This window comes from Parasphingorhabdus sp. DH2-15 (assembly GCF_051668705.1).
Classification (GTDB): domain Bacteria; phylum Pseudomonadota; class Alphaproteobacteria; order Sphingomonadales; family Sphingomonadaceae; genus Alterisphingorhabdus.
In genome coordinates, this window is the sequence record NZ_CP196351.1 from 1,214,565 (window position 1) to 1,236,759 (window position 22,195).

Below are 22,195 nucleotides of genomic sequence, written 5' to 3' on the forward strand. Positions count from 1 at the left end.
GATGAACCTCATCCAGACACTCGAAGCGGAAGCTATTGAGGAATTTGAAGGCAAAAAAGACATCCCCGATTTTCGGGCCGGTGACACATTGCGTGTCGGCGTCCGCGTGGTCGAGGGAGAACGTACCCGTGTCCAGAATTTTGAAGGCGTTTGCATCGCCCGCACCAGCCGCGGTCTTGGCTCGAACTTTACTGTTCGCAAGATGAGCTTTGGCGAAGGTGTGGAGCGTGTGTTCCCGCTTTACTCCCCCAATATTGACAGCATTACCGTGGTACGCCGCGGTGTCGTGCGTCGTGCCAAACTTTACTATCTGCGTGGCCGTACAGGTAAGCGTGCGCGTATCGCTGAGCGTAAAATTGTGAGCAAGAGCGCAGAGAAAAAAGGCTGAGCCTAAACGATATTATATAAATATCAGGGTCGGTCTCCATAAAGGATACCGGCCCTTTTTTATGAGGAATGATGATGGGTTATAAAGTTGCAGTGGTCGGTGCGACAGGCAATGTGGGCCGCGAAATGCTCGCGGTATTGGCGGAGCGCGAATTCCCGATTGATGAGATTGCGGCGGTGGCATCCTCTCGCTCTGTCGGCAGTGAATGTGAATTCGGCGATACGGGCAAGATGCTTAAGGTCAAAAATATCGAGCATTTCGATTTTTCTGGCTGGGATATGGCCCTGTTTTCCGCTGGCTCCTCTGTTTCGAAAGAATATGCGCCCAAGGCAGCTGCTGCTGGCTGTGTAGTGATTGATAACAGCTCGCTCTACCGCATGGACCCCGATGTGCCGTTGATCGTGCCAGAGGTGAACCCAGAGGCGATTTCTGGCTATACCAAGCGCAACATCATCGCCAACCCCAATTGCTCAACCGCGCAAATGGTTGTTGCGCTAAAACCGTTGCATGATGCGGCGACGATCAAGCGGGTTGTGGTGTCCACTTATCAATCTGTCTCTGGCGCTGGCAAGGGCGCAATGGACGAGCTGTTTGAACAGTCCCGCGCGATCTTTGTTGGTGATCCCGTTGAACCGCGCCAGCTGACCAAGCAAATCGCGTTCAATGTCATTCCGCATATTGATGTTTTTCTGGATGATGGCTCTACCAAGGAAGAGTGGAAAATGGTGGTCGAGACCAAGAAAATCATGGACCCCAAAATCAAGATGAGCGCGACCTGTGTGCGCGTACCGGTTTTTGTTGGTCATAGTGAAGCTATCAACATAGAATTTGAAAAAGAACTTTCCGCAGAGGCCGCGCAAGAGATTTTGCGCGAAGCGCCCGGCATCATGCTGTACGATAAGCGTGAAGATGGCGGCTATATCACACCGATTGAATGTGTCGGCGATGGCGCGACCTATATCAGCCGCGTGCGCGAAGACCCGACAGTAGAAAATGGCCTGAACCTGTGGTGCGTCAGTGACAATCTACGCAAAGGCGCGGCGCTCAACGCCGTACAAATTGCAGAGCTGTTAGGCCGCAATCATTTGCAAAAAGGATAGGATTAGAGCAGTAAGAGTCTATGACTTTATCTGCTGATCTTTTCTGGTCCTTTCGCTCACCTTATAGTTATCTCGCAACGGCGCGTTATGCGCAGATTGCGCGTGATTATGATGTCGTGATCAATTTGCGACCTGTATATCCGCTCGCTATTCGCGAACCGGATTTCTTTGAAAAAAACAATCCCAATTGGCTGGCCTATATGCTGCGGGATATTTTCCGTCTCGCCGAATATATGGATATTCCGCTGGCACCGCCTAATCCCGATCCGGTTATGCAAGATTTGGCCACACGCAAAATCGCTGATGAGCAGCCTTATATATTCCGGCTGACACGGCTTGGTCAGGCAGCGGCTAGACGCAGTAAGGGCTTGGACTTTGTTGACAAAGCCTCGCGTCTTATCTGGGGCGGCACGGCAAATTGGCATCAGGGCGAACATCTCACCAATGCTGCGCGGGCCTGCGGTCTTGATTTTGCCGAACTGGAAAGCGAAGCCGCATCTGATGCAGAAGCGCTCGATGCCGATATTGCCGCTAATCAGGATGCTTTGGAAAAGTCCGGCCATTGGGGCGTTCCAACCCTGGTGTTTAATGACGAGCCATTTTTTGGTCAGGACCGCATTGAACATGCGTTATGGCGCATGGAGCAAGCGGGCCTAAAAAAGACCGAAACGCAGGACAAATGAGCGATAGTATAACGGCGCGCATCACCATGGCTGATGGTGTTCAGCTTGCGGTGCATGAAACAGGGCCGGTTGATGGAACGCCAATAATATTGCTGCATGGCCTGTTTTCAAATGCGGTGACCAATTGGATGAAATATGGTCATGCGGGCAAGCTGGCGGAAGCTGGGTACCGCGTCATTATGCCTGAATTTCGCGCCCATGGTGAGAGTGACGCGCCGCAAGATCCGGCGGCTTACCCCGTTGATATATTGGCGCAGGATATTTTGCATCTGGTGGATATATTGGCGCTGGATGATTTTGATCTGGCCGGCTTTTCATTGGGCGCGCGCACTGCTGCCAAATTGCTGACTATGGGGCTTCGTCCGCGTCGTCTTGTGCTGTCTGGCATGGGGTGGGAAGGTATTCAGGGCTGGGGCAATCGCCGCCAATTCTTTATCGATGCGATTGATAAGCGCGACAATGTTAAGCGCGGTGACCCGCATTTCTTTGCCGTGGCCTTTATGAAGACGCAGGGCATAGACCCGATCGCGGCCCGCTTATTGCTGAACAGTTTTGGCGATATGGATGTTGAGGCTTTGACCGAGATTGATGTGCCGACCATGATATTGTGCGGTAAGGACGATCAGGATAATGGTTCAGCACCTTTATTAGCACAAAACCTTATGCAGGCGCATTATGCTGAAATCCCCGGTACCCATATGTCCAGCGTAACAGAAGGCGCATTGGGTGATGCGCTGGTGCAATTTTTTGGCAGTGGGCACTGAACCGATCATGCCAAAAACATCAGCAACTATGCGCGGCTTTCTAATCTGCTGGTTTCTGGGCTGGGCGCTATTCATTTTGGTAGGAATATTACAGCCTGTTGCCGGGGATGGCTTGGGTCAATTTGGCATGGAAGCCCATCGCCGGGCTGGGACAGCAGATATGGTCAACACCATTCATAGCTATTGGCAAAATATAGGCGTTTATGACCGCGCTACATGGTCATTGGTCGTCGATTTGTTGTTTATCACAGCCTTTTCGATTGGCGGTGTGCTAGGCGGATTATTGCTGCGGCAGAATATGCATGCCAATATCAGACGGGTAGGGTTATTGGCGATTGTCGCACATATTGTTTTTGCCGTTAGTGATTATGCCGAAACCATCAGCCAGTTGATACAGATGGTTGATGGTATGGGCAGTGACAGTCTGGCCAATATTGCAGCCTTTGCACGGCCAATTAAAATACAGAGTTTTCTGATCGCAGTGGCAGCCATTGTGATAGGGTTTATCGCATCAAAAATCATTGCCCGCAAAACAGAAGCATAGAGTTGGCGATACAGACTTGACCATGAGGGATTGCAGGCGCAATCTGGTGATAATGTTCGCTGTTGTTAAGCAGTGATTTCAGGGTTTGGATAATTCAAAGGGATATATCATGAAAAAGTCACTCTTGGCCATATCGGCTATAGCGTTGAGTTCCGCTTTACTGGCCGCGCCCAGCATGGCGTATAATGATGAGCAAAGCACTGGCGCTGATAGTAGTGAAAGCGAAGTTTCACTGGCGGATGCACAGGCCTTTTTGGCGGCTGCGGAAAAAGAGCTGTTTGATTTCTCTATTGATGCTGGCCGTGTTTACTGGGTCAACGCCACCTATATCACTGAAGATACAGACGCCATGGCCGCTGCGATTGGTGCAAAGGGCACCGAAATGTCGGTGCGCTTTGCATTGGAAGCAGCAAAATATGCCAATGTTCCTGGTCTTTCGCTGACGGAAAAACGTAAGCTGGACAAATTGCGCGGCGGTATTGTTTTGCCCGCACCAACGCGCGAAGGGGCCGCAACCGAGCTGAACACCATCGCCACGCGCTTGAACAGCCAATATGGCAAAGGCAAGGGCACGTTGGACGGAAAACCGATTAACGGCTCTGATATTGAGGCGGCGATGGGCACGGTGCGTGACCCTGCCAAATTGGCGGAGATGTGGACCAGTTGGCATAATCAGGTCGGCGCACCTATGAAAAGCGATTATGTGCGCATGGTTGATATTGCCAATCAGGGTGCATCAGAATTGGGTTTTGCCAATGTGGGTGCAATGTGGCGTTCGCAATATGATATGCCGGCCGATGACTTTGCCAAATTGACGGAAACGTTATGGCAGCAGGTAAAGCCGCTTTATGACGAGCTGCATTGCTATGCCCGCTCTGAACTGAATGAAGAATATGGCGATGAGGTGCAGCCCGATAGCGGCCCAATCCGTGCCGATTTGCTCGGCAATATGTGGGCGCAGGAATGGGGCAATATCTATGATATAGTCGCTCCTGAAGGCGCCGGTGACATTGGCTATGATGTCACCGAATTGCTCAAAGCCAAAGATTATGATGCCATCAAAATGGTAAAAGCGGGTGAGGGCTTTTTCTCATCATTGGGTTTTGAACCTTTGCCGGAGACATTCTATCAGCGCTCGCAATTTGTGAAGCCGGCTGACCGCGAAGTTGTTTGCCATGCCAGTGCGTGGGACCTTGATAATAAAGACGATATTCGCATTAAAATGTGCATCAAAGTGAATGGTGATGATTTCACTACGGTGCACCATGAGCTTGGCCATAATTATTATCAGCGGGCCTATCAGGCACAGGATTTTCTGCATCTTGATGGCGCAAATGATGGTTTTCATGAAGCTATTGGCGACATGCTCGCGCTGTCCATCACGCCTGAATATCTGGTGCAGATTGGATTGTTAGAGGCTGATCAAGTGCCCAGTGCTGACAAGGATACTGGCCTGTTGCTGCGTCAGGCTATGGACAAGGTTGCATTTCTGCCCTTCGGTCTGTTGGTTGATCGCTGGCGCTGGGGTGTGTTTGATGGCACCATCAAACCAGAGGGCTATAATCAGGCATGGACGGCTTTGCGCTTGCAATATCAGGGCATAACCCCACCGGTTGACCGGCCCGCGGATGCGTTTGACCCGGGCGCCAAATATCACATCCCCGGCAACACACCCTATACGCGCTATTTCCTAGCGCGGATTTTGCAATTCCAGTTTTACAAGGCCGCGTGTGACGCTGCCGGTTGGGAAGGGCCGCTGCACCGCTGTTCCTTCTATGGCAATAAAGAGGTTGGCGCGAAGCTAAATGCAATGCTTGAGCTGGGTGCATCAAAACCATGGCCAGACGCTTTAGAGGCCTTTACCGGGACGCGTGAAATGAATGGCACCGCTATGGTGGAATATTTTGCGCCACTGCAAAGCTGGTTGAAAGAGCAGAATAAGGGCAAGCAATGCGGTTGGTAAGCGCGTAAGCAAAGCTGGAGATAAGTGTAATGCGGATAGTCATGTCAGGCGCAACTGGCGGCTTTGGCGAGATCGCTGCACTTTCTCTGGCCAAGCAAGGTTCGCATCAGCTCTATGTCGGAGCGCGCAACATTGCCACCGCTCTGCCTGGCAAGAGCAATGTCACTGTCGTGCCGCTTGACCTTGCCGATCTGAACAGCGTGCGCGATTTTTGTTCTGCGCTGCCCGATGACGAACCGATTGATGCATTGGTGTTGAATGCTGGTGTGCAGCTGTCCAAACCCCAAAAAAGTGCGCAAGGCTATGAACTGACTTTTGCGGTCAATCATCTGGCGCATTTTCTTATGTTGACTTTGCTGGAGGGCAGGCTGGCAAAAAATGCCCGCGTGATTGTGACCTCCAGCGGTACGCATGATCCGGCTGAAAAAACACCGGTTACACCGCCTGACCATGCTAATGCGCATATGCTTGCCTATCCGGAGAAAGATAAAACGCTGCCCAAGGGTGTAAGATCACGCAATATGCGGGCCTATTCCAGCTCAAAATTGTGCAATATCCTGATGGTTAAAGCGCTGACGCGGCGTCGCCCCGATCTTGCGGCAATGGCTTATGATCCAGGCTTTGTACCCGGTACAGGCCTTATGCGTGAGCATCCGAGGTTTTTGGTAGCGATATTAGGGAAAATCATCCCGCTATTTATGGCGCGGGACAGAACGTCAAACAAAGAGCGTTCAGGGGATTATCTGGCAAAACTGGTTACTGAAGACGCATATGGGCATATTAAAGGCACATATTGGGCTGTGCGAGATACGGGCCTGGAAGATATATGTCCGTCATCTCTAGCCTGTGACGATGCAGTAGCTGATGCATTATGGGAAGACAGCCTCCAGCTTATATAGCGCCGGAGGCTGTTTCCATATCATTCCGCGGGCAAAATACCCTTGGTATCTGCTGGATAATTGGCATCATCGGCACGTTTCTGCCTGACCAGTTCCAGCGGGGACGTTTCCCCATCGCCGGGGCGGCGATACCGTTTTTGCAGCTCTTTCCATTCCATCACCAGCTTGCCGCCAGTGGCTTCATGCTGCTTCTCCCAATTGCCAAGCATGTCGAGACAGGCATGGTCGATATGGTCGAGATATTCGAAGTGAATATGCACTTCCTGACCAGTTTTGACTGTCTCCAACTCACCTGCCAATTTGGGAATGGAGAAGAAGGTTGCTGACCCATGCAGAACCATATCCACACGGTTGCCTTCCTCAAAAGTGTCAACCTGCACATGGGTAAAGGTCCAGACCAGCTTGGCTGTTGCCAGAGCAAAGCCAACCAGAACACCGGTCAACAAGTCAAAGCCAACAATGCAGGCGAGGGTTGCAAAGTAGATCAGCAACTCTGCACGGCCGAAGCTGGCAATTTTGCGGATTTGGGCAACATTGACCAGCTTATAGCCTGTATAGACCAAGATAGCAGCCAGAGCAGCGGTGGGTATATTGGCAAGCAACCACGGTAAGGCGGCGACCGTAGCCAATAACCAGACGCCATGCATGATGGCTGAAAGGCGCGATGTTGCACCGGCTTGCACATTGGCTGATGAGCGGACGATAACACCTGTCATCGGCAATGCACCAACAGCGCCGCAAAGCAGATTGCCAATGCCTTGCGCCCGCAATTCCTTGTCATATTTGGTGCGAACGCCTGTGTGCATCTGGTCAACTGCTGTCGCGCAGAGCAATGTTTCTGCGCTGGCAACAAAAGCAAACACAACCGCCAGAATAATAATGTCAGGGTCAAGTGCGCGGCCAAATGCTTCCATCGTTGGAATATTAAGCGAAGCGCCAAGGCTATCCGGAACGTCCACGCGGTTAATATCCAATTGGAAACCCCAAGCCATAGCTGTTCCGACAATTACGGCGACCAGCGGTGCAGGGATAGATTTTAACGCTTCGGGCTTAAAGGCATTCCAAAGAATGATGGATGCAATTGTTATCACGCCAACACCAGCGGCAATATGGTGATTGTCCATCGTCATCGGGAAAAACGCATCGTAAACTGCGCCCGGAATACCAATGATATTTTCAAACCCTGTGCCGATTGGCTTTGCGTCCAGCATAACATGGAATTGTGAAGCGAGGATGAGCACGCCAATACCCGCCAACATACCGTGAATAACCGAGGGGGATATAGCGCGGAACCATTGCCCTAGACGGGCGATACCTGCGATGAGCTGTAACGCTCCGGCCATAAGACCGATGACGCCCAGCATAATCAATCCATGCTCTTGCACCGCTTGAAACACAAGTACGGCGAGGCCCGCAGCCGGGCCGCTAACTTGCAATGGTGAACCAGCAAGAAAGCCGACGACCAGACCGCCGATAATACCGGTAATAAGGCCAAGAGCTGGCGGCGCGCCTGATGCAATGGCAATGCCAAGACAAAGAGGGAGTGCAACCAGAAAGACGACGACTGAGGCCAGAAGGTCTTTGGTCAGATCTTTTGATCCAAGGAACCCTCCCGGATTGTTAGAATTGTCAATAGCTTGTGCAGTCATAATATTATTGCCTACCGCTTATAAAATTGGGGAGATGAATGGCATTGCCATCAATGTGCGTGGCAGTCGCCAGCATATTTCGCGACTTGCTCGGCATAAAGTGCATCAACCGTGGAAAATTCACCCGTTGCTTCGTCATAAGCATGAACGTCACCAGTTTTGATGTCATAAACCCAGCCATGCAATTGTAGGTCGCCTTTTGCCAAGCGCGCTGCAACGGCAGGGTGGGTTTTAAGATGCTGTAATTGCAAAATAACATTTTCGCGCAAGAGAGCAGTCATGCGATCTTCTGCACTGGCTTCAGGGTGTTTGATGTCCACCACTTGAACAGCAGCGCGTGAATAGCTGAGCCATTCCTTAACATGTGGAAGGCTGTCAAGGCTTGCTGGGTCTTCAGTAAGCCCCATTGCGCCTTTCATAGCGCCACATTCGGTATGGCCACACACTACTATGTGCGGCACTTGCAAAGCTGCAGTGGCAAATTCGATGGAAGCCGTCATGCCACCAGTATGATTGGTGTGAGGTGGAACAATATTACCTGCATTGCGGCAGATGAAAAGTTCACCGGGTTCGGTCTGCGTAATCATTGCGGTCTCGATCCGCGAGTCAGAGCAGGTAATGAACAAGGCTTCAGGCGATTGGCCTTTGCTCAGGGTTTCAAACAATTCTTTTTTCTGCGGGAAAACTTCATTTTGAAAGCGGACAACGCCGGCAGCAAATTTAGGCATTAGGTGGGTTCCTTTATTGAGGGGGTTAGGGGAGGAGTAAAGTGAGTAATCATCAGGACCATAGTTCGCGGACCTCGTGAATATCCTCTGCATTAAGAGAGGTTGGGCGCGCTTCTAGGACATCAATGCCACTGGTGATCCAAGTGGCGAGTTCTGGATGAGCCAATGAATAGCAATGACGCCGACCGTCGCGCCGTTCTTCAACCAAGCGATAGGCGCGCAACATGGCAAGGTGCTGGGACATGCGGGTTTGTGGGATGTCGAGCAATTTGGCCAAGCCGCCAACATCCATTTCATTATTGCGTAATTCTTCGATCAGCCGAATGCGGTCCGGATGCGCAATCACTTTAAAAATTTCGGCCAATTCTTTGGCGACTGCTATTCTGCTTGGCATAGACGATCCATATGTTTTTACCTATGTAACGTCGCATTGCATTAAAATCAACATGTATGCAAATATTCGCAGACATTATTACACATTAAGAATAAAGGTTTGTTTCTCTACGCGGTGCTGTGATTGACTTGTTAGCAATTGAGCGCATTCAAGAGGTCAATGATTAAGTCGTCAAAATGTTCCAAGCCGACTGATAATCTTAATAACCCTTGAGGAGAGGTTGCATCAACTCCCTCTACAGATGCGCGGTGTTCTATGAGACTTTCGACACCGCCAAGGCTGGTAGCATTGGTAAATATTTTCACCTTGCTGGCCATCTTTAGCGCAGCTTCCCGCCCTCCGGTAAGTTCGATAGACACCATGCCGCCAAAATCTGACATCTGCTTTTTCGCAATGTCATGACCTTTATGGCTGGCAAGGCCGGGATAATGAACAATATCAACTTTCGCGTGATCGTTCAAAGCAGCGGCTATTTTTGCGGCGTTGGCGCAATGCTTTTCCATCCGGCAATGCAGGGTTTGTAGGCCGCGCGAGGCCATCCATGCTGTAAATGGCGAAATAATGCCGCCGGATAATGTGCGGCCGCGATGAAATGACTCGGCTTCATCAGGGGCTTTGCCGATTAAAGCGCCCGCCATAACATCGCTATGGCCGCCAATATATTTGGTCAGCGCTTGCACAACATAATCCGCGCCCAAAGCCAAGGGCTGCTGCAATGCTGGTGATGCAAAAGTGCCATCGACGACCAGACGCGCCCCGGCATTATGAGCAGCTTCGGACAGAGATGCGATATCCAATATTTCAAGCAGCGGATTGGTGGGGCTTTCCATCCATAACAAAGCAGGTTTTTGCGCCAATGCCGCTGATAATGCTTGCGGATCATTCAAATCGGCAAAGAGCGCTTTTATGCGGCCCTTGCTTTCCAAATCCTGCGCCAAAAACCGGAACCCGTGATACAGGCTATTGTGGAACACAACCACTGCGCCCAATGCAAGGCTATCCAACAATGCAGCGCCCGCCGCCATGCCGGAACCATAAGCAAAGGCCCAATCGCCCTGTTCCAAGGCCGTTAGTCTTGCTTCCAACTCGACAGTATTGGGGTTGCTCTCACGGCTATATTGATGGCCGCTAAGGGGTTCATAGGCCGGACCATGTTCGAATGTGGTCGCCAGATGGATGGGCGGCGCCATAGCGCCATCATGCCGCGCATCGGGCACATGAATGGCCGCTGTTTCTGGCCGCATAATGCTATTCTTGTCAGCCATTAGCGAAAAGGCGGTTCGTTAAAGGCGCGCAATTTGCGGCTGTGCAGGCTTGCATCTTCCTCGCGCAGCAATTCACAGGTCTTAATGCCAATTTGCATATGGGCGGCAATGGCTTGATTATAAAATTCATTGGCCTGGCCGGGCAATTTTAATTCGCCATGCAGTGGTTTATCGGACACACACAGCAATGTGCCATAGGGGACGCGGAAGCGATAACCCTGTGCGGCGATTGTCGCCGATTCCATATCTATACCAACCGCGCGGGATTGGGAGAAACGCAAGGCGCTGGCATTATAGCGCAGCTCCCAATTGCGGTCATCTGTGGTGACAACTGTGCCGGTGCGCATACGGCGCTTCAAATCGGCACCGCTAGAGCCAGAGATATGTTCTGCGGCTTCGGCCAGAGCCTGCTGCACCTCCGCGATCGGGGGGATGGGGATTTCCGGCGGCAGCATATCATTCATAATATGATCGTCACGCAAATAGGCATGGGCCAGCACATAATCACCAATACGCTGGGTCGGGCGTAAGCCACCGCAATGGCCGATCATCAAAAAGATATCGGGCCGCAGCACCGCCAAATGATCGGTAATGGTTTTTGCATTGGACGGGCCAACACCGATATTGACAAGAGTGATGCCTTTGCCATCTGGCGCGATCAGGTGATAGGCGGGCATTTGATGCCTGCGCCATGCGCTGTCCGCCACCAATTGGCTGGGGTCGGCGCCTTCTTCCTCGGTATAAAGCCCACCTGCGCCAGACAATGCCGTATATGTCCCTTTGCCCACTTGGTCACAGGCCCAGCTAACAAATTCATCAACATAGCGGTGATAGTTGGTGAACAATATGAAGTTTTGAACATGCTCTGGCGGCGTGCCGGTATAATGTTTTAGCCGCGCCAGAGAAAAATCGGTCCGCAGCCCATCAAACAGGGAAAGCGGCTGCTCCGCGCCAACCCCATATTGCATATTGCCATCGGCAATCTCATCGCCAATATCGGCCAATTCGGTCGTCGGGAAATAGCGCGCCAGTTCAACCGGCGTTATCTCGCCCAGATCCTGACCCTCTATGCCGTCCAAAACATAGGGGAAGGGGATTTCCTGTTCGCTGGCGCTGACGGTAACATTTATATCATATTGCTTGTGCAAAATGGTTAGCTGTTCACGCAGATAATCCGCGAATAAGCGCGGGCGCGTAATCGTGCTGCTAAAGGTGCCGGGCTGCTCCAACCGCCCGAAAGACAGGCTGGGTATAGTGGAATGCTCCACGCCCATATATTCGATGGTCAGCAGGGGATAGCTAAACGCACCCTGTTGCCGCGCAACGGCATCAGGCAATGTGCCGTTTTTCACATAGGCCAGCAGCGCATTTTGTAATCTGGTGACTGCGCCATCATAGCGCGAGCATAATTGTTCGATTATTGATTCTATATTCATAACACCGCACTTAGCCTGAATTTGCGCAGGCGTCATCATGCAAGCGTTATCACGGCTCTATGTTTGCCGGTTTTTAGAAGCGCTTTGCGAAGCATGGATGCGGCACAAAAAAAGGGCCGCAACATGGCGACCCTTTTCTATAATAGTTTTGTAAGCAGAAAGAGGATTATTCCTCTTCCTCCGTTCCAGCAGCAGCTTCAGCGGTTTCACCCTCTGAGGTTTCATCGCCATCGCTGTCAGCGTCTTTGTCGCTGGGCAGTTCGCCCGGCTCTGCATTCGGGTCAAAGTCTTCAACAAAACCGGCATCGGCTTCATTGTCAAACATTTGCGCCATGACGTCCACGCCGTCTTTCTGCAGTGCAGCTTCATCTTCAGAACGTGCCACATTGACTTGAACAGTGACCGAAACTTCAGGGTGCAGCGCGATGCGCACATCAAACAGACCCAGAGTTTTAATCGGCCGCTCAAGGATGACCATCGACTTATCGACACCAGCATCATCTTTGTTAAGCTCTTCAACAATGTCACGCACGGCAACAGAACCATAAAGCTGGCCGCTGTTAGACGCTGCGCGGATCAGAACGATCTGCTTACCGTCAATTGACGTGCTGTGTGATTTCGCTGCTTCACGTTTTTCGGCATTTTCTGATTCCAAACGTTCACGATTGGCTTCAAAAACCTGCTTGTTCGCTGCATTGGCGCGCAAAGCCTTTTTGTTGGGCAGTAAGAAATTGCGGGCATAACCGTCTTTAACGGTCACAACATCGCCAATAGTGCCCAGTTTCTCGATCCGTTCGAGCAAAATAATATCCATGTCTTTTGCTCCTTATTTCACGATATAGGGCAACAGGCCGATATGGCGTGCGCGCTTAATGGCTTTGGTCAGTTCACGCTGTTTCTTTGCAGAAACGGCGGTGATGCGGCTTGGTACAATCTTGCCACGCTCGGACATAAAGCCCTGCAGCAAGCGTACGTCTTTATAATCAATAACCGGTGCATCTTTACCCGAGAACGGGCAGGATTTGCGGCGGCGGAAAAATGGTCGTGCCATGGTCCTATCTCCTAATTCGGGTTAATCGCGGTCGCGGCGCGGACGGCGCTCGCTGCGTTCACTTTTGCGCATCATCACGGATGGGCCTTCTTCAGGCTCTTCAACGCGAATGGTCATGTAACGCACAACATCTTCATTGATAGCGGTCTGACGCTCCAACTCGGCAACAACGCTGGTTGGGCCGTCAATGTTCAGCATCACATAATGCGCTTTGCGGTTTTTCTCAATCTTATAGGCGAGGGTGCGCAGACCCCAAGTCTCCGTTTTGGTGACTTTGCCGTCATTTTTCTCGATGATTTCTGTGGCTTGCTGGGCGAGAGCATCAACTTGAGCTTGGCTCAAATCCTGACGCGCCAGAAAGACATGCTCATAAAATGGCATGGGCAGTTTCCTTAACTTACCGATCGCTGATGGCCGCACCATGCGCACCACCCCTCCGGCTTTCTTTCCTTCCCGTTTTACACGAGAGAGCGCCGCTTAGACGGATTGGACGGGTTTTGCAAGGGGATAACTTTTGTTAAAAATGCGCCGACGCCGCTTCATGAGGTATGCACTTTTATATCGCCAACAACATCGTCATCAGTGATTGTGATCGGCTTGTGCTTGAGATCAGTAGCTATTCTGACTCGACTTAAGAGTGATCCAAGTCTTTCAATCTGCTGCCATGCATATGTTAGCCCATCAATGCTTTCATTAACGAATGAGTTATAATCAGACACCATTTTGTGAAACGAATCTTCATCATTGTTAGGAGGAAAAGCCTCTTCTTTTGTATACACTGTTCCAGACTTCTTAAGCAATGGATAGTGGATCCTTGGGATTTTAGTAGCTTCATTTAAGATAAGCTCTCTAACTTGGTACTCATGAAAAGGGTCGCTCATACCGAAAGGTGCAATATGAACAATTGAATCTCGTAAGTTGCTAAGTGATTTGAGCCACCCACCGTCGTCTGCAGCAGTTAATATCTCCTGTGCCAAGCCATTATCGTGATTTTTAGATTTCTTTATAAACGTACCGAGTGTTGTGACTGTAGCATTTTCTTTCAGAATGTATCGCCAGACAATTTCTGCGATAAGGTCACGAAATGAACCTGAGTCTGCGGCAAAAGCGTGCACTGCTGCATCTATCTCACCCATAAAGCCATCGCTACATAGATGGTTAGCTTGCCAACCGTTTAAGTAACGCCCGTTCAACGTCCTATTGTAAGCATTGCTTAATTGGAATAGCCTGATGTTTATCAAATCAAGGTAAGTGGCGCACTTTGAGGCAACACGAAAGGTTTCTTCATTGGCCTCGGCTGCTGCGTAATGACGTATCTCTGACCATGCCCTTCTCTCGGTCATCAGCAGGTGCCCTGTGTTAGTGAATAAACTTTGCCAGTCAGCGGGTGCCTTGCGTTCCGCTGTTAGAGAATTAGGAAATTCTACTCCAATTGGAACTAGATTCAAATTATTCAAATATCGATAAAGTTGAGAAAATTCCGGTGTAGGAAATTTTAATAGCGCGATCTCTGGAGAGATAGCTACTGTGACGTTTTCTCTTCCAAAATCTACAGCCCTGAGACCGCCTAATATATGGACTATACGCGGATGGCGATGACTTAAGCTGTCTTTAGATTGTGTCATATATTATGCCATCATAGGTAATATTAAATCCCGCGCAAACTTACTCAAAGTATCGTCTCTTGCGCCCATTATGACTATCCGGTCGCCGGGCTTTGCGTGTTGGGTCAGCCAATCTGCGCAGGCGGCGCGGTCGGGGATATGAGTGGCGGTGAGGGGTTTTGTGTCGCTTGTCTGCGCCCCCGCTTTGTCTGCTGCGGCTGTGTTGATGGCGCTTACTATATCGGCGCTGCCAATGCTGCGGTCCACTGTGCCACCGAAATAGACAGGGTCACATAATAGCACGGCATCATCGCCGTCCAGTTCGTCCACAAACATTTGCGCCAGCTCTTTGCCCATAACGCGCAAGGGGCCAAAACCATGCGGTTGAAAGAAGGCAAGAACACGCCCGGGAAAGGCTTTCAATGTGCGCAATGTGGCGGCAATCTTCTCTGGATTATGGCCGAAATCATCAATCACGCTAATGCCATTTGCGGTGCCGACAATATCAAAGCGGCGGGCAAGCCCTGAAAAGCGCGCCATGGCGTCCACCGCATCGGCAATGGGCACACCGGCATGATGCGCAGCGGCGATCGCGCTAAGCGCATTGGCGATATTGTGGCGGCCGGGCACTTGCAAATTGACCTGATATTCCCCCCCAAGCGCGCGCAGAGTGAATGTTGCGCCCAATGGCTGTTCCACCACATTGACAGCCTGAAAATCCGCGCCATCATTAAAACCAAAGCTGCTTGCCACGTTTTTACCGCGCTCGGCAAATAACGCGCGGCTTTCTGCGTCATCATGATTCCATATCAAGGCGCGGGCCTTATCGGCAAAATCCCCAAATAATTGGCGCAATTCTTCCAGTGTTTTATGGTCCAAGCTGATATTGGTGATAACCGCAATATCGGGTTGGTATAGCGCGATAGAGCCATCGCTCTCGTCAACTTCGCTGACAAAATGTGCGCCGTTGCCGGTGCGCGCGCTGGCAAAAGGTGTGTCATCGCCAGTGAAGTTTTTCATCACCGCACCATTCATGATGCTGGGGTCTTTGCCATTATCGGCCAATATCCAGCCGGTCATGCCGGTTACGGTTGATTTGCCGCTGGTGCCAGCAATGCCAATGGGCGCTGCGGCCTGATTAAACAACGTGCTGAGCAATTGGGCGCGGGTCATGCGGGTACAGCCCAATGCGTTGGCTTTGGCGACATCGGGCACGCTATCCTCAATCGCGGCAGAGGCGATGAGTATTTGCTGCCCATCGGTCAGGCCGCTGCCATCTTGCGGATAGAGCGCGACGCCCTGAGCGCGCAGCCAGTCAAATTTGTCGCTGGAGCGGCCTTGATCAAGCGCGCGGTCGGAACCGGCGACTGCGGCACCATGTGCGGCAACGATATTGGCCAATGGCAACATGCCCGACCCACCAATGCCGCAAAAGAAATAGCTTTTTGTGTTCATGGACAAAAGCGCTATTGCCATGGCTGGGTTTTTGCAATGGGGATGCGCCTGAATGACTGCAAAATTGGCAAAAAATATCGGTATATGTGCGCCATCGCGTGCGATTACGCGTGACTTAGCGGAACAAGTGCGGGCTTTTGCGGCGCAGAATTTTGCCGATGTCACACTGCATTTCCATGAACAATGCTTTGCGGCGCACGGCCATTTTGCCGGATCAGATGCTGAGCGGGCAGCGGCTTTTGTCGCTATGGCCAATGATCCTGCTTTGGATGCTGTCTGGTTCGCACGTGGCGGCTATGGGGCTGCCCGCATGACTGATGCAGTGATACACGGGCTTGGCCCTGCGGCTTCAGCGAAAAGCTATATGGGGTATAGCGATGGCGGCAATATGCTGGGCGCGCTGTACGGAGCCGGTATCGGGCAGGTGTGCCATGGACCAATGGTTTCTGACATTAGCCGCAGCGGAGGCGAAGCAGCTATTGCCCGCGCACTTGGATGGTTGAGCCGCGCAGACCGCTCAGTATTAGAGCCAGACCTTTCAACAGTTACACCGCAAGTTGCACTGAACCTGATGACTTTGGGAATGATGTCGGGATGGGAGCATTGCCCCGATCTGACTGGCCATATCGTCCTGATCGAAGAGGTGGGCGAGCATCTTTATGCGATTGACCGGATGATGTTTCACATGATGAACAATTTTGCCGGTGTTAAAGCTGATGACCAGCATATTGCCGGTGTCAGACTAGGGCGGGTTAGCGCTGTGCCGCCCAATGATATTGATTTTGCGATGACAGCTGAAGAGATTATTAGCTTCTGGTGCGCACGGCACAATATACCCTATTTGGGCCGCGCTGATATTGGTCATGATGTGGATAATAAAATCGTACCGTTCGGGCAGTTATCGTTGTCGTGAATGATATGGCCGCATCACCGTCATCCTAGAGAATTTCGAGCCAGAGGTTATCCGAGCAGAAAATATCCAGCCAGAAAATATCCAGAATGACGGTGTAAAGCGGGTTTATATCAGTTCTTTCCGGAAACCATCCATGCCGCAATAGCGGCAAATAATGTTGCCACAGTACCGGCAGCACCTGCTTGAAACACCAACTCCATACCCAAGGGCATAGCGATGATGTTGGCCGCAGCGCCAATTGCGCCGGTAAGAATAGCCAAGCCGCCAACGGTTTTTGCAGCGGCCCCGCCATTGCGGAACAATGACAGGCCTAGACCGACACCGGCCATTCCGATCAGCGCTTTGGCAAGGAAGAAAAACAGAAATGCCCCGGCCAATATGGTTGCCATAAGCGGGCTTTCCCGGCCCGCCATTTCTGTTGCAGGCAAGAACATGGAGAGGCCGAAGCCTGCTTGAATAGCGTTGAACAGACCCGACATCGCCAAGGCTGCCCATATCACACGATGATGTACATCATTGGCCAATGCGGCCAGCGCGGCGACTGTAAGAACGGTAAAGGCAATGGTTTCAACCGTCCAGATTGTAGAGCGCAGAGGCCAGCCTTCGACAATCCCGACTTCGGCGAGTAAAGCCACGTATAGAAATTGTGTAATAATGGTAATCATCAGGGCGATTGCGACGACCCTGATATTGCTGCGTGACGATTGTTCCATTGTTTATTCCCGTTTTTGCTCACCCATATCCCAAATGCAGGGTTAGCGTACCGCTGAGTAGCGTGCAATCATTTGCCGCTCAGAAAGCCGAACATATGCCCAGCAACTTTGCGCATCTGTATTTCTTCCGCGCCTTCGGTTATGCGATAACGGCGGTGGTGACGGTAAATATGCTCAAACGGCTTGTGGCGTGAATAGCCAATGCCGCCATGAACCTGCATCGCGCGATCTGCGGCGTCACAGACCAAACGGTTGGCGCGGTAATTGCACATGGCTATTCGGTCAGACAGGCGTTTTGCCACTTCCGGCTTGGGCATGCTGTCCATTGCTGCTGCGGTTTCATAAATCAGCGCGCGCAGCATGGCTGCCTCTGTATGCAATTCGACTAAGGGAAACTGAATTGCCTGATTGACCGCCAATGGCTTGCCAAAAGGCGTGCGGTCTTTGGCATATTGTACCGACTGGTCGATGCAATATTGCGCAGCGCCCAATGATGAAGCGGCCTGTCTTATGCGGTTTTCATGCACAAAATGCTGTGCCGCTGCCAAGCCCAGATCAACATCGCCTAGCACGGCGTCTTGTGGTATCCAGACATTAGTAAAAGTCACCTTCGGATGATCGGTCGGCATATTAAAGGTCCACAGATATTCACCAATCTCAACGCCTTCGCTATCATAAGGCACCAAGAAGCACCCAATACCTTTAGCAGAACCATCTTTGCCGCTATGACGCGCAAAGACCATGCAATGGGTCGCCACATGGCTGCCCGTGGTCCACATCTTGTTGCCATTAATAGTCCATCCGGACACGCCGTTGCGAGTCTCCGGCACCGCGCGCGTTTTCATCCATGTCGCATCAGAACCATGATCTTCTTCGGTCAAGCCAAAGGTCCATAGCATTTCACCGGTCAGCATTTTGGGGATAAATTCTTCGCGCTGCGCGTCAGTGCCAAAGTCTCTTACCATAAGAGGCTGTACCAGGTTACCGACAATGGAGCTCTCATTTTGCAGATCATTGTGCAGACCAAGCCCTTTGGCAGCCAGATGCTCGCGAATACAGGCCATTGCCAGATTCGAGCCATTTTTGCCGCCATATTCTGTCGGCAAAGCAAAGCGATAATGACCAGCAGCATCCGCACGACGCCGCATTTCGGATAACAGCTCCTCCCATTCTTCGCGAGGCAGCCCCTGATTGTCCCAATCGGTACGGGCATGTTCGCGCCGGTGGTCAAAGAAGCGGATATTGTCATCTGCCTGTTCCAGCGGTTTAATCTCGGCCTCTATAAAAGCATCCAGTTCGGCCAGATAGTCGGTAATTTCCTGTGGTATGCAAAAATTGGTCATGCTGGCTTCCATTCTGTTTTGGCGGCGTGAAGGCCGGCATAATCCGGCTGGTCTATAAGACAGTTTTCTATGGCGGTGAGGCGCAAGTGATCCCAAAAATTAGCATCTTGCCATAGAGCTTTTTTCTGTATGGATTCGCCAAAATCTAGCTTTGTAAAGCCGAGTTCGGCCATTCTCTGATTTTGTTTGTCAACATGATGGCGGCGTAGCCGTGCTGATCGCATGGCCATGGACAGCCCATTGAGTGCAACTTTTTGTTCGAATTTTTTGTGGTTATCCATTTGCTGTTGCGCAGACAACCATTCGCTAATGGCCATAATGGTCTCGTCATCCTGCGTTCCTGGTTCAAAATTTCCATGATCAGGAGTTGCTAATTCGATTTGCGGTGCAGTTAGCTTATCCATATCAAAGCCCGGGGCGGGGGGGCGAATAGCCTTTTCGAGAAGCAAGACAAGATCGATTTCAACTTCAGAAATCCGTCGCCCAATGATCGCCCGTTCTAGGCTGCGTTCACTACTGTCACGCCACATTTGGGCCATGCTGGCACACACAACGCCCCACCAAAGGCAGTTATAAATCAGCCACCATTCAAAGCGCTTTAGATCAATATTGGTATTTGCAGCTTGCTCATATGCAGCAATCCAATTCTGCATGGTATCAATGCCGCCTGCTTCACATGTATAATGACCAAAGCGCCAGCTTGGGGTGCAGAAATACGCCAAATCCTGAACAATATCACCGAGATGCGCGAGCTCCCAATCCAACACTGCTGTCAGACCTTTATGATCGACAATGATATTGCCCATCCGAAAATCTCCATGCAGTAAGCGTGCAGAGGAAGGAGCTGGAGCGTTTTCTTCCAGCCATGCAAAAGCAAATGTGCAGATATCTGATCGGCAATTGGCTGCTATGCTGCGGTCTTTTAACTGCTCCAGTGCTTGTAGCGGCGTTGTATGGTCGAGCTGCCATTCTGGGTCAGCTTGTATATTATGTATCGCGGCAAGCTCATGCGCACATTGTGGGACCAGGGCTTCACGCGCTCTAATAAACTCGGCTTTGTTCAATATGCGCTGTGGTAATGTTTCTCCGGCAATGTGATCCATCACAAAGCCTGCACCCAAATCATCTTCGACTGACAAAGGGAAGGCTATAGAGGGAGCCGTCACGCCTGCTGCAATGGCAGCTTCAATAACCTTTGCTTGTGTTTCAAGGGGCAGAGCACGTGCAATTGAAGAGTTATAATTATCGTTCTCGGCCAATCCATCCGGCATGCGCCGCAAAACATAATTTTTGCCCGAAAAATGAAAAGACCAGCTTTCCATATTCGCGCCGCCAGAAAGCCGCTTTAGTTCGCTCAGATTGTCACGTAGCCCTAAGGCATTGCAGCATGCTTTTGATAGTTTTTTTGAGAAAATATCTAATTCCATATCAGTCTTTTAAGCGATCGATTAAACTTGGCAAGTCCACTTATGATGGTGGTTCTTTTTCCAAACTCGTCATAGCCCATATGGATGAGCAGAGATTGCATTCCTGAATATAGGCCGCTACCGGCTGGGTTTATTGCCAAAACAAAGGATGACGAAGAGATGCGTGCATTTGTTTTTCCAGGACAAGGAAGCCAGAAGGTTGGGATGGGGCAAGCCCTGTCGCAAAACCATGATGTAGCAAAAGCTGTATTTGATGAGGTTGATGATGCTCTGGGTCAAAAGCTCTCGAACATCATGTTCGAAGGCCCGGCAGAGACTTTATTGCTGACTGAGAATGCGCAGCCTGCGATTATGGCGGTCTCCATCGCGACATTGCGAGTATTGTTAACAGAGAAGGGCGGGAGCCTTTCCGATTATACATCTTTTGTCGCAGGGCATAGTCTTGGGGAATATAGCGCTTTATGTGCTGCCGGAAGTTTGGATCTGGCGGCAACTGCCAAATTGTTGCGGCTTCGCGGTGCGGCCATGCAAGATGCTGTGCCTGTTGGAGAAGGCGCGATGGCCGCGCTTTTGGGTCTTGATTTTGATGTTGCTGAGCAGGTCGCAAAAGCTGCTGCACAAGATGATGTGTGCGAGGCTGCTAATGATAATGCACCCGGGCAAGTAGTGATTTCTGGCAGCAAAGCCGCTGTTGAGCGGGCTTTGCCCTTGGCCAAAGAGGCAGGAGCCAAAAAGGCGATGCCTTTGCCGGTTTCCGCGCCCTTTCATTGTTCATTGATGCAACCAGCGGCGGAAAAAATGGCTGAGGCACTGGCGCAAACAAATATCATGATACCAGCTATGCCATTATTCGCCAATGTAACGGCTGCACAAACCAACGATGCAGATTCTATTCGGGAATTGCTGGTGCAACAGGTTACTGGCCGTGTGCGTTGGCGGGAATCAGTATTGGCAATGGCACAAGCCGGAGTGACAGAGACGGTAGAGCTAGGCGGCAAGGTTCTTGGCCCCATGATCAAACGCATTACGCCGGATATAACACCGCACAGCCTTATATCGACGGATGATATACTCGGCTGGTGCGGCTAAGTGCTGGCAAAGGTGCGTGCTGTAAGATTTTAAGGAGAAAGACATGTTTGATTTAAGCGGAAAGACCGCATTGGTGACAGGCGCTAGCGGTGGCATTGGCGGTGCAATCTGTCATGGTCTTGCTAAGCAAGGCGCACGTTTGGCGCTGTCTGGTTCGAATGTTGAAAAGCTTGAAGCCTTTGCCGCTGAACTTGGCGGCGATCATATTATATTGCCATGCAATCTGTCTGATAGCGCGGCTGTTGATGCTTTGGTGCCAGCAGCTGTTGCCGCTTTGGGTAATCTTTCCATCTTGGTCAATAATGCAGGAGTTACCCGTGACAATCTGGCTATGCGGATGAAAGATGATGAATGGGGCGATGTTATTCGCATCAATCTTGAAGCGTCATTCCGGCTTATGCGTGCCGCGGCAAAGCCTATGATGAAGGCACGGTCCGGACGGATCATCTCTATTGGCTCAGTGGTCGGTTCTACCGGTAATCCCGGGCAGACCAATTATGCTGCTTCCAAAGCTGGTTTAATCGGCATGTCAAAAGCTCTTGCGCAGGAACTGGGTTCGCGCGGTGTGACAGTGAATTGCATCGCACCTGGCTTTATTCGCTCTGCAATGACGGATGCTCTGCCAGATGCCCAAAAAGATACATTATTGTCACGGATTCCGGCTGGAAAACTGGGTGAGGGCGACGATATTGCAGCTGCAACAGTGTATCTTGCCAGCAATGAAGCCGCCTATGTTACTGGTGAGACTTTGCATGTAAATGGCGGTATGGCTATGTTGTAACAATAG

Annotated in this window: 23 protein-coding genes; 10 read left to right on the top strand and 13 right to left on the bottom strand. The window is 51.1% G+C overall.

Annotated features, from left to right (window positions below; translation table 11 throughout):
• The first annotated feature begins 1 nt into the window (after position 1).
• The 7 genes from rplS to ACR9YC_RS05695 all read left to right on the top strand — a co-directional run bounded on the left by rplS (position 2) and on the right by ACR9YC_RS05695 (position 6,341).
• Positions 2-388 (top strand): 50S ribosomal protein L19, encoded by a 387-nt coding sequence (gene rplS / locus ACR9YC_RS05665; RefSeq protein WP_438731028.1) that lies wholly within the window; start codon positions 2-4, stop codon positions 386-388.
• Positions 389-462: 74 nt separating this feature from the next.
• A complete protein-coding gene (locus tag ACR9YC_RS05670; protein ID WP_438731623.1) occupies positions 463-1,488 on the top strand; it encodes an aspartate-semialdehyde dehydrogenase in 1,026 nt (341 codons plus the stop codon).
• 20 nt (positions 1,489-1,508) lie between these two features.
• On the top strand, positions 1,509-2,171 hold the full coding sequence (locus ACR9YC_RS05675; protein WP_438731031.1) for a 2-hydroxychromene-2-carboxylate isomerase: 663 nt from the start codon (positions 1,509-1,511) through the stop codon (positions 2,169-2,171).
• Positions 2,168-2,935 carry an alpha/beta fold hydrolase gene (locus tag ACR9YC_RS05680; protein ID WP_438731033.1) on the top strand — a complete coding sequence of 256 codons (768 nt, stop codon included), beginning with the start codon at positions 2,168-2,170 and terminating at the stop codon, positions 2,933-2,935. Before ACR9YC_RS05675 ends, ACR9YC_RS05680 begins: the two co-directional genes overlap by 4 nt.
• A 7-nt stretch (positions 2,936-2,942) precedes the next feature.
• Positions 2,943-3,479 (top strand): hypothetical protein, encoded by a 537-nt coding sequence (locus ACR9YC_RS05685; protein ID WP_438731036.1) that lies wholly within the window; start codon positions 2,943-2,945, stop codon positions 3,477-3,479.
• Between the two features lie 109 nt (positions 3,480-3,588).
• On the top strand, positions 3,589-5,442 hold the full coding sequence (locus ACR9YC_RS05690; RefSeq protein ID WP_438731039.1) for a M2 family metallopeptidase: 1,854 nt from the start codon (positions 3,589-3,591) through the stop codon (positions 5,440-5,442).
• 29 nt (positions 5,443-5,471) lie between these two features.
• A complete protein-coding gene (locus tag ACR9YC_RS05695; protein WP_438731041.1) occupies positions 5,472-6,341 on the top strand; it encodes an SDR family NAD(P)-dependent oxidoreductase in 870 nt (289 codons plus the stop codon).
• 20 nt (positions 6,342-6,361) lie between these two features.
• Here the strand turns inward: ACR9YC_RS05695 and ACR9YC_RS05700 are convergent, their stop codons facing one another.
• From ACR9YC_RS05700 to ACR9YC_RS05745, 10 genes are all read right to left on the bottom strand, one after another.
• Positions 6,362-7,990, bottom strand: coding sequence for a SulP family inorganic anion transporter (locus ACR9YC_RS05700; RefSeq protein ID WP_438731044.1), 1,629 nt, complete (start codon positions 7,988-7,990; stop codon positions 6,362-6,364).
• 50 nt (positions 7,991-8,040) lie between these two features.
• Positions 8,041-8,718, bottom strand: coding sequence for a carbonic anhydrase (locus tag ACR9YC_RS05705; protein WP_438731047.1), 678 nt, complete (start codon positions 8,716-8,718; stop codon positions 8,041-8,043).
• A 52-nt stretch (positions 8,719-8,770) separates the two neighbouring features.
• Positions 8,771-9,112, bottom strand: a complete 342-nt coding sequence (locus ACR9YC_RS05710) for an ArsR/SmtB family transcription factor (RefSeq protein WP_438731050.1) — start codon at positions 9,110-9,112, stop codon at positions 8,771-8,773.
• Positions 9,113-9,243: 131 nt separating this feature from the next.
• Positions 9,244-10,377 carry a trans-sulfuration enzyme family protein gene (locus ACR9YC_RS05715; RefSeq protein WP_438731053.1) on the bottom strand — a complete coding sequence of 378 codons (1,134 nt, stop codon included), beginning with the start codon at positions 10,375-10,377 and terminating at the stop codon, positions 9,244-9,246.
• Positions 10,377-11,813, bottom strand: coding sequence for an AMP nucleosidase (locus tag ACR9YC_RS05720; protein WP_438731056.1), 1,437 nt, complete (start codon positions 11,811-11,813; stop codon positions 10,377-10,379). The genes ACR9YC_RS05715 and ACR9YC_RS05720 overlap by 1 nt, the downstream gene beginning before the upstream one ends.
• 166 nt (positions 11,814-11,979) lie before the next feature.
• Complete coding sequence (gene rplI, locus ACR9YC_RS05725; RefSeq protein WP_438731059.1) at positions 11,980-12,627, bottom strand: 50S ribosomal protein L9; 648 nt, start codon at positions 12,625-12,627, stop codon at positions 11,980-11,982.
• Between the two features lie 12 nt (positions 12,628-12,639).
• Positions 12,640-12,864 carry a 30S ribosomal protein S18 gene (gene rpsR / locus ACR9YC_RS05730; RefSeq protein ID WP_438731062.1) on the bottom strand — a complete coding sequence of 75 codons (225 nt, stop codon included), beginning with the start codon at positions 12,862-12,864 and terminating at the stop codon, positions 12,640-12,642.
• A gap of 21 nt (positions 12,865-12,885) precedes the next feature.
• Positions 12,886-13,245 (bottom strand): 30S ribosomal protein S6, encoded by a 360-nt coding sequence (gene rpsF, locus ACR9YC_RS05735; protein WP_438731065.1) that lies wholly within the window; start codon positions 13,243-13,245, stop codon positions 12,886-12,888.
• A 158-nt stretch (positions 13,246-13,403) separates the two neighbouring features.
• Complete coding sequence (locus ACR9YC_RS05740) at positions 13,404-14,489, bottom strand: hypothetical protein (protein WP_438731068.1); 1,086 nt, start codon at positions 14,487-14,489, stop codon at positions 13,404-13,406.
• Between the two features lie 3 nt (positions 14,490-14,492).
• The gene (locus tag ACR9YC_RS05745) at positions 14,493-15,923 is read right to left on the bottom strand and encodes a Mur ligase family protein (protein WP_438731071.1); all 1,431 of its coding nucleotides are present in this window, start codon (positions 15,921-15,923) and stop codon (positions 14,493-14,495) included.
• Positions 15,924-15,975: 52 nt separating this feature from the next.
• On the opposite strand from ACR9YC_RS05745, the gene ACR9YC_RS05750 reads away from it, so the two are divergent.
• Positions 15,976-16,836, top strand: coding sequence for an LD-carboxypeptidase (locus ACR9YC_RS05750; RefSeq protein WP_438731074.1), 861 nt, complete (start codon positions 15,976-15,978; stop codon positions 16,834-16,836).
• A 110-nt stretch (positions 16,837-16,946) separates the two neighbouring features.
• Here the strand turns inward: ACR9YC_RS05750 and ACR9YC_RS05755 are convergent, their stop codons facing one another.
• From ACR9YC_RS05755 to ACR9YC_RS05765, 3 genes are all read right to left on the bottom strand, one after another.
• The gene (locus ACR9YC_RS05755; protein ID WP_438731077.1) at positions 16,947-17,549 is read right to left on the bottom strand and encodes a hypothetical protein; all 603 of its coding nucleotides are present in this window, start codon (positions 17,547-17,549) and stop codon (positions 16,947-16,949) included.
• 68 nt (positions 17,550-17,617) lie between these two features.
• Positions 17,618-18,892 carry an acyl-CoA dehydrogenase family protein gene (locus tag ACR9YC_RS05760; RefSeq protein WP_438731080.1) on the bottom strand — a complete coding sequence of 425 codons (1,275 nt, stop codon included), beginning with the start codon at positions 18,890-18,892 and terminating at the stop codon, positions 17,618-17,620.
• Positions 18,889-20,319 (bottom strand): phosphotransferase, encoded by a 1,431-nt coding sequence (locus ACR9YC_RS05765; RefSeq protein ID WP_438731083.1) that lies wholly within the window; start codon positions 20,317-20,319, stop codon positions 18,889-18,891. Before ACR9YC_RS05765 ends, ACR9YC_RS05760 begins: the two co-directional genes overlap by 4 nt.
• Positions 20,320-20,478: 159 nt before the next feature.
• On the opposite strand from ACR9YC_RS05765, the gene fabD reads away from it, so the two are divergent.
• The gene (gene fabD / locus ACR9YC_RS05770; protein ID WP_438731086.1) at positions 20,479-21,408 is read left to right on the top strand and encodes an ACP S-malonyltransferase; all 930 of its coding nucleotides are present in this window, start codon (positions 20,479-20,481) and stop codon (positions 21,406-21,408) included.
• A gap of 43 nt (positions 21,409-21,451) precedes the next feature.
• On the top strand, positions 21,452-22,189 hold the full coding sequence (gene fabG / locus ACR9YC_RS05775) for a 3-oxoacyl-[acyl-carrier-protein] reductase (protein ID WP_438731089.1): 738 nt from the start codon (positions 21,452-21,454) through the stop codon (positions 22,187-22,189).
• The last annotated feature ends 6 nt before the right edge of the window (positions 22,190-22,195 follow it).

What these genes read in the sequence shown, in the direction of transcription:
- rpsF (WP_438731065.1), bottom strand. Translation starts at nt 13,245, where the DNA reads ATGCCATTTTATGAGCATGTCTTTCTGGCGCGTCAGGATTTGAGCCAA.
- ACR9YC_RS05685 (WP_438731036.1), top strand. Translation starts at nt 2,943, where the DNA reads ATGCCAAAAACATCAGCAACTATGCGCGGCTTTCTAATCTGCTGGTTT.
- rpsR (WP_438731062.1), bottom strand. Translation starts at nt 12,864, where the DNA reads ATGGCACGACCATTTTTCCGCCGCCGCAAATCCTGCCCGTTCTCGGGT.
- rplS (WP_438731028.1), top strand. Translation starts at nt 2, where the DNA reads ATGAACCTCATCCAGACACTCGAAGCGGAAGCTATTGAGGAATTTGAA.
- ACR9YC_RS05755 (WP_438731077.1), bottom strand. Translation starts at nt 17,549, where the DNA reads ATGGAACAATCGTCACGCAGCAATATCAGGGTCGTCGCAATCGCCCTG.
- ACR9YC_RS05720 (WP_438731056.1), bottom strand. Translation starts at nt 11,813, where the DNA reads ATGAATATAGAATCAATAATCGAACAATTATGCTCGCGCTATGATGGC.
- ACR9YC_RS05760 (WP_438731080.1), bottom strand. Translation starts at nt 18,892, where the DNA reads ATGACCAATTTTTGCATACCACAGGAAATTACCGACTATCTGGCCGAA.
- ACR9YC_RS05715 (WP_438731053.1), bottom strand. Translation starts at nt 10,377, where the DNA reads ATGGCTGACAAGAATAGCATTATGCGGCCAGAAACAGCGGCCATTCAT.
- ACR9YC_RS05695 (WP_438731041.1), top strand. Translation starts at nt 5,472, where the DNA reads ATGCGGATAGTCATGTCAGGCGCAACTGGCGGCTTTGGCGAGATCGCT.
- ACR9YC_RS05675 (WP_438731031.1), top strand. Translation starts at nt 1,509, where the DNA reads ATGACTTTATCTGCTGATCTTTTCTGGTCCTTTCGCTCACCTTATAGT.
- fabG (WP_438731089.1), top strand. Translation starts at nt 21,452, where the DNA reads ATGTTTGATTTAAGCGGAAAGACCGCATTGGTGACAGGCGCTAGCGGT.
- ACR9YC_RS05700 (WP_438731044.1), bottom strand. Translation starts at nt 7,990, where the DNA reads ATGACTGCACAAGCTATTGACAATTCTAACAATCCGGGAGGGTTCCTT.
- ACR9YC_RS05710 (WP_438731050.1), bottom strand. Translation starts at nt 9,112, where the DNA reads ATGCCAAGCAGAATAGCAGTCGCCAAAGAATTGGCCGAAATTTTTAAA.
- ACR9YC_RS05765 (WP_438731083.1), bottom strand. Translation starts at nt 20,319, where the DNA reads ATGGAATTAGATATTTTCTCAAAAAAACTATCAAAAGCATGCTGCAAT.
- ACR9YC_RS05740 (WP_438731068.1), bottom strand. Translation starts at nt 14,489, where the DNA reads ATGACACAATCTAAAGACAGCTTAAGTCATCGCCATCCGCGTATAGTC.
- ACR9YC_RS05745 (WP_438731071.1), bottom strand. Translation starts at nt 15,923, where the DNA reads ATGAACACAAAAAGCTATTTCTTTTGCGGCATTGGTGGGTCGGGCATG.
- ACR9YC_RS05705 (WP_438731047.1), bottom strand. Translation starts at nt 8,718, where the DNA reads ATGCCTAAATTTGCTGCCGGCGTTGTCCGCTTTCAAAATGAAGTTTTC.
- ACR9YC_RS05670 (WP_438731623.1), top strand. Translation starts at nt 463, where the DNA reads ATGGGTTATAAAGTTGCAGTGGTCGGTGCGACAGGCAATGTGGGCCGC.
- ACR9YC_RS05750 (WP_438731074.1), top strand. Translation starts at nt 15,976, where the DNA reads ATGACTGCAAAATTGGCAAAAAATATCGGTATATGTGCGCCATCGCGT.
- ACR9YC_RS05680 (WP_438731033.1), top strand. Translation starts at nt 2,168, where the DNA reads ATGAGCGATAGTATAACGGCGCGCATCACCATGGCTGATGGTGTTCAG.
- fabD (WP_438731086.1), top strand. Translation starts at nt 20,479, where the DNA reads ATGCGTGCATTTGTTTTTCCAGGACAAGGAAGCCAGAAGGTTGGGATG.
- ACR9YC_RS05690 (WP_438731039.1), top strand. Translation starts at nt 3,589, where the DNA reads ATGAAAAAGTCACTCTTGGCCATATCGGCTATAGCGTTGAGTTCCGCT.
- rplI (WP_438731059.1), bottom strand. Translation starts at nt 12,627, where the DNA reads ATGGATATTATTTTGCTCGAACGGATCGAGAAACTGGGCACTATTGGC.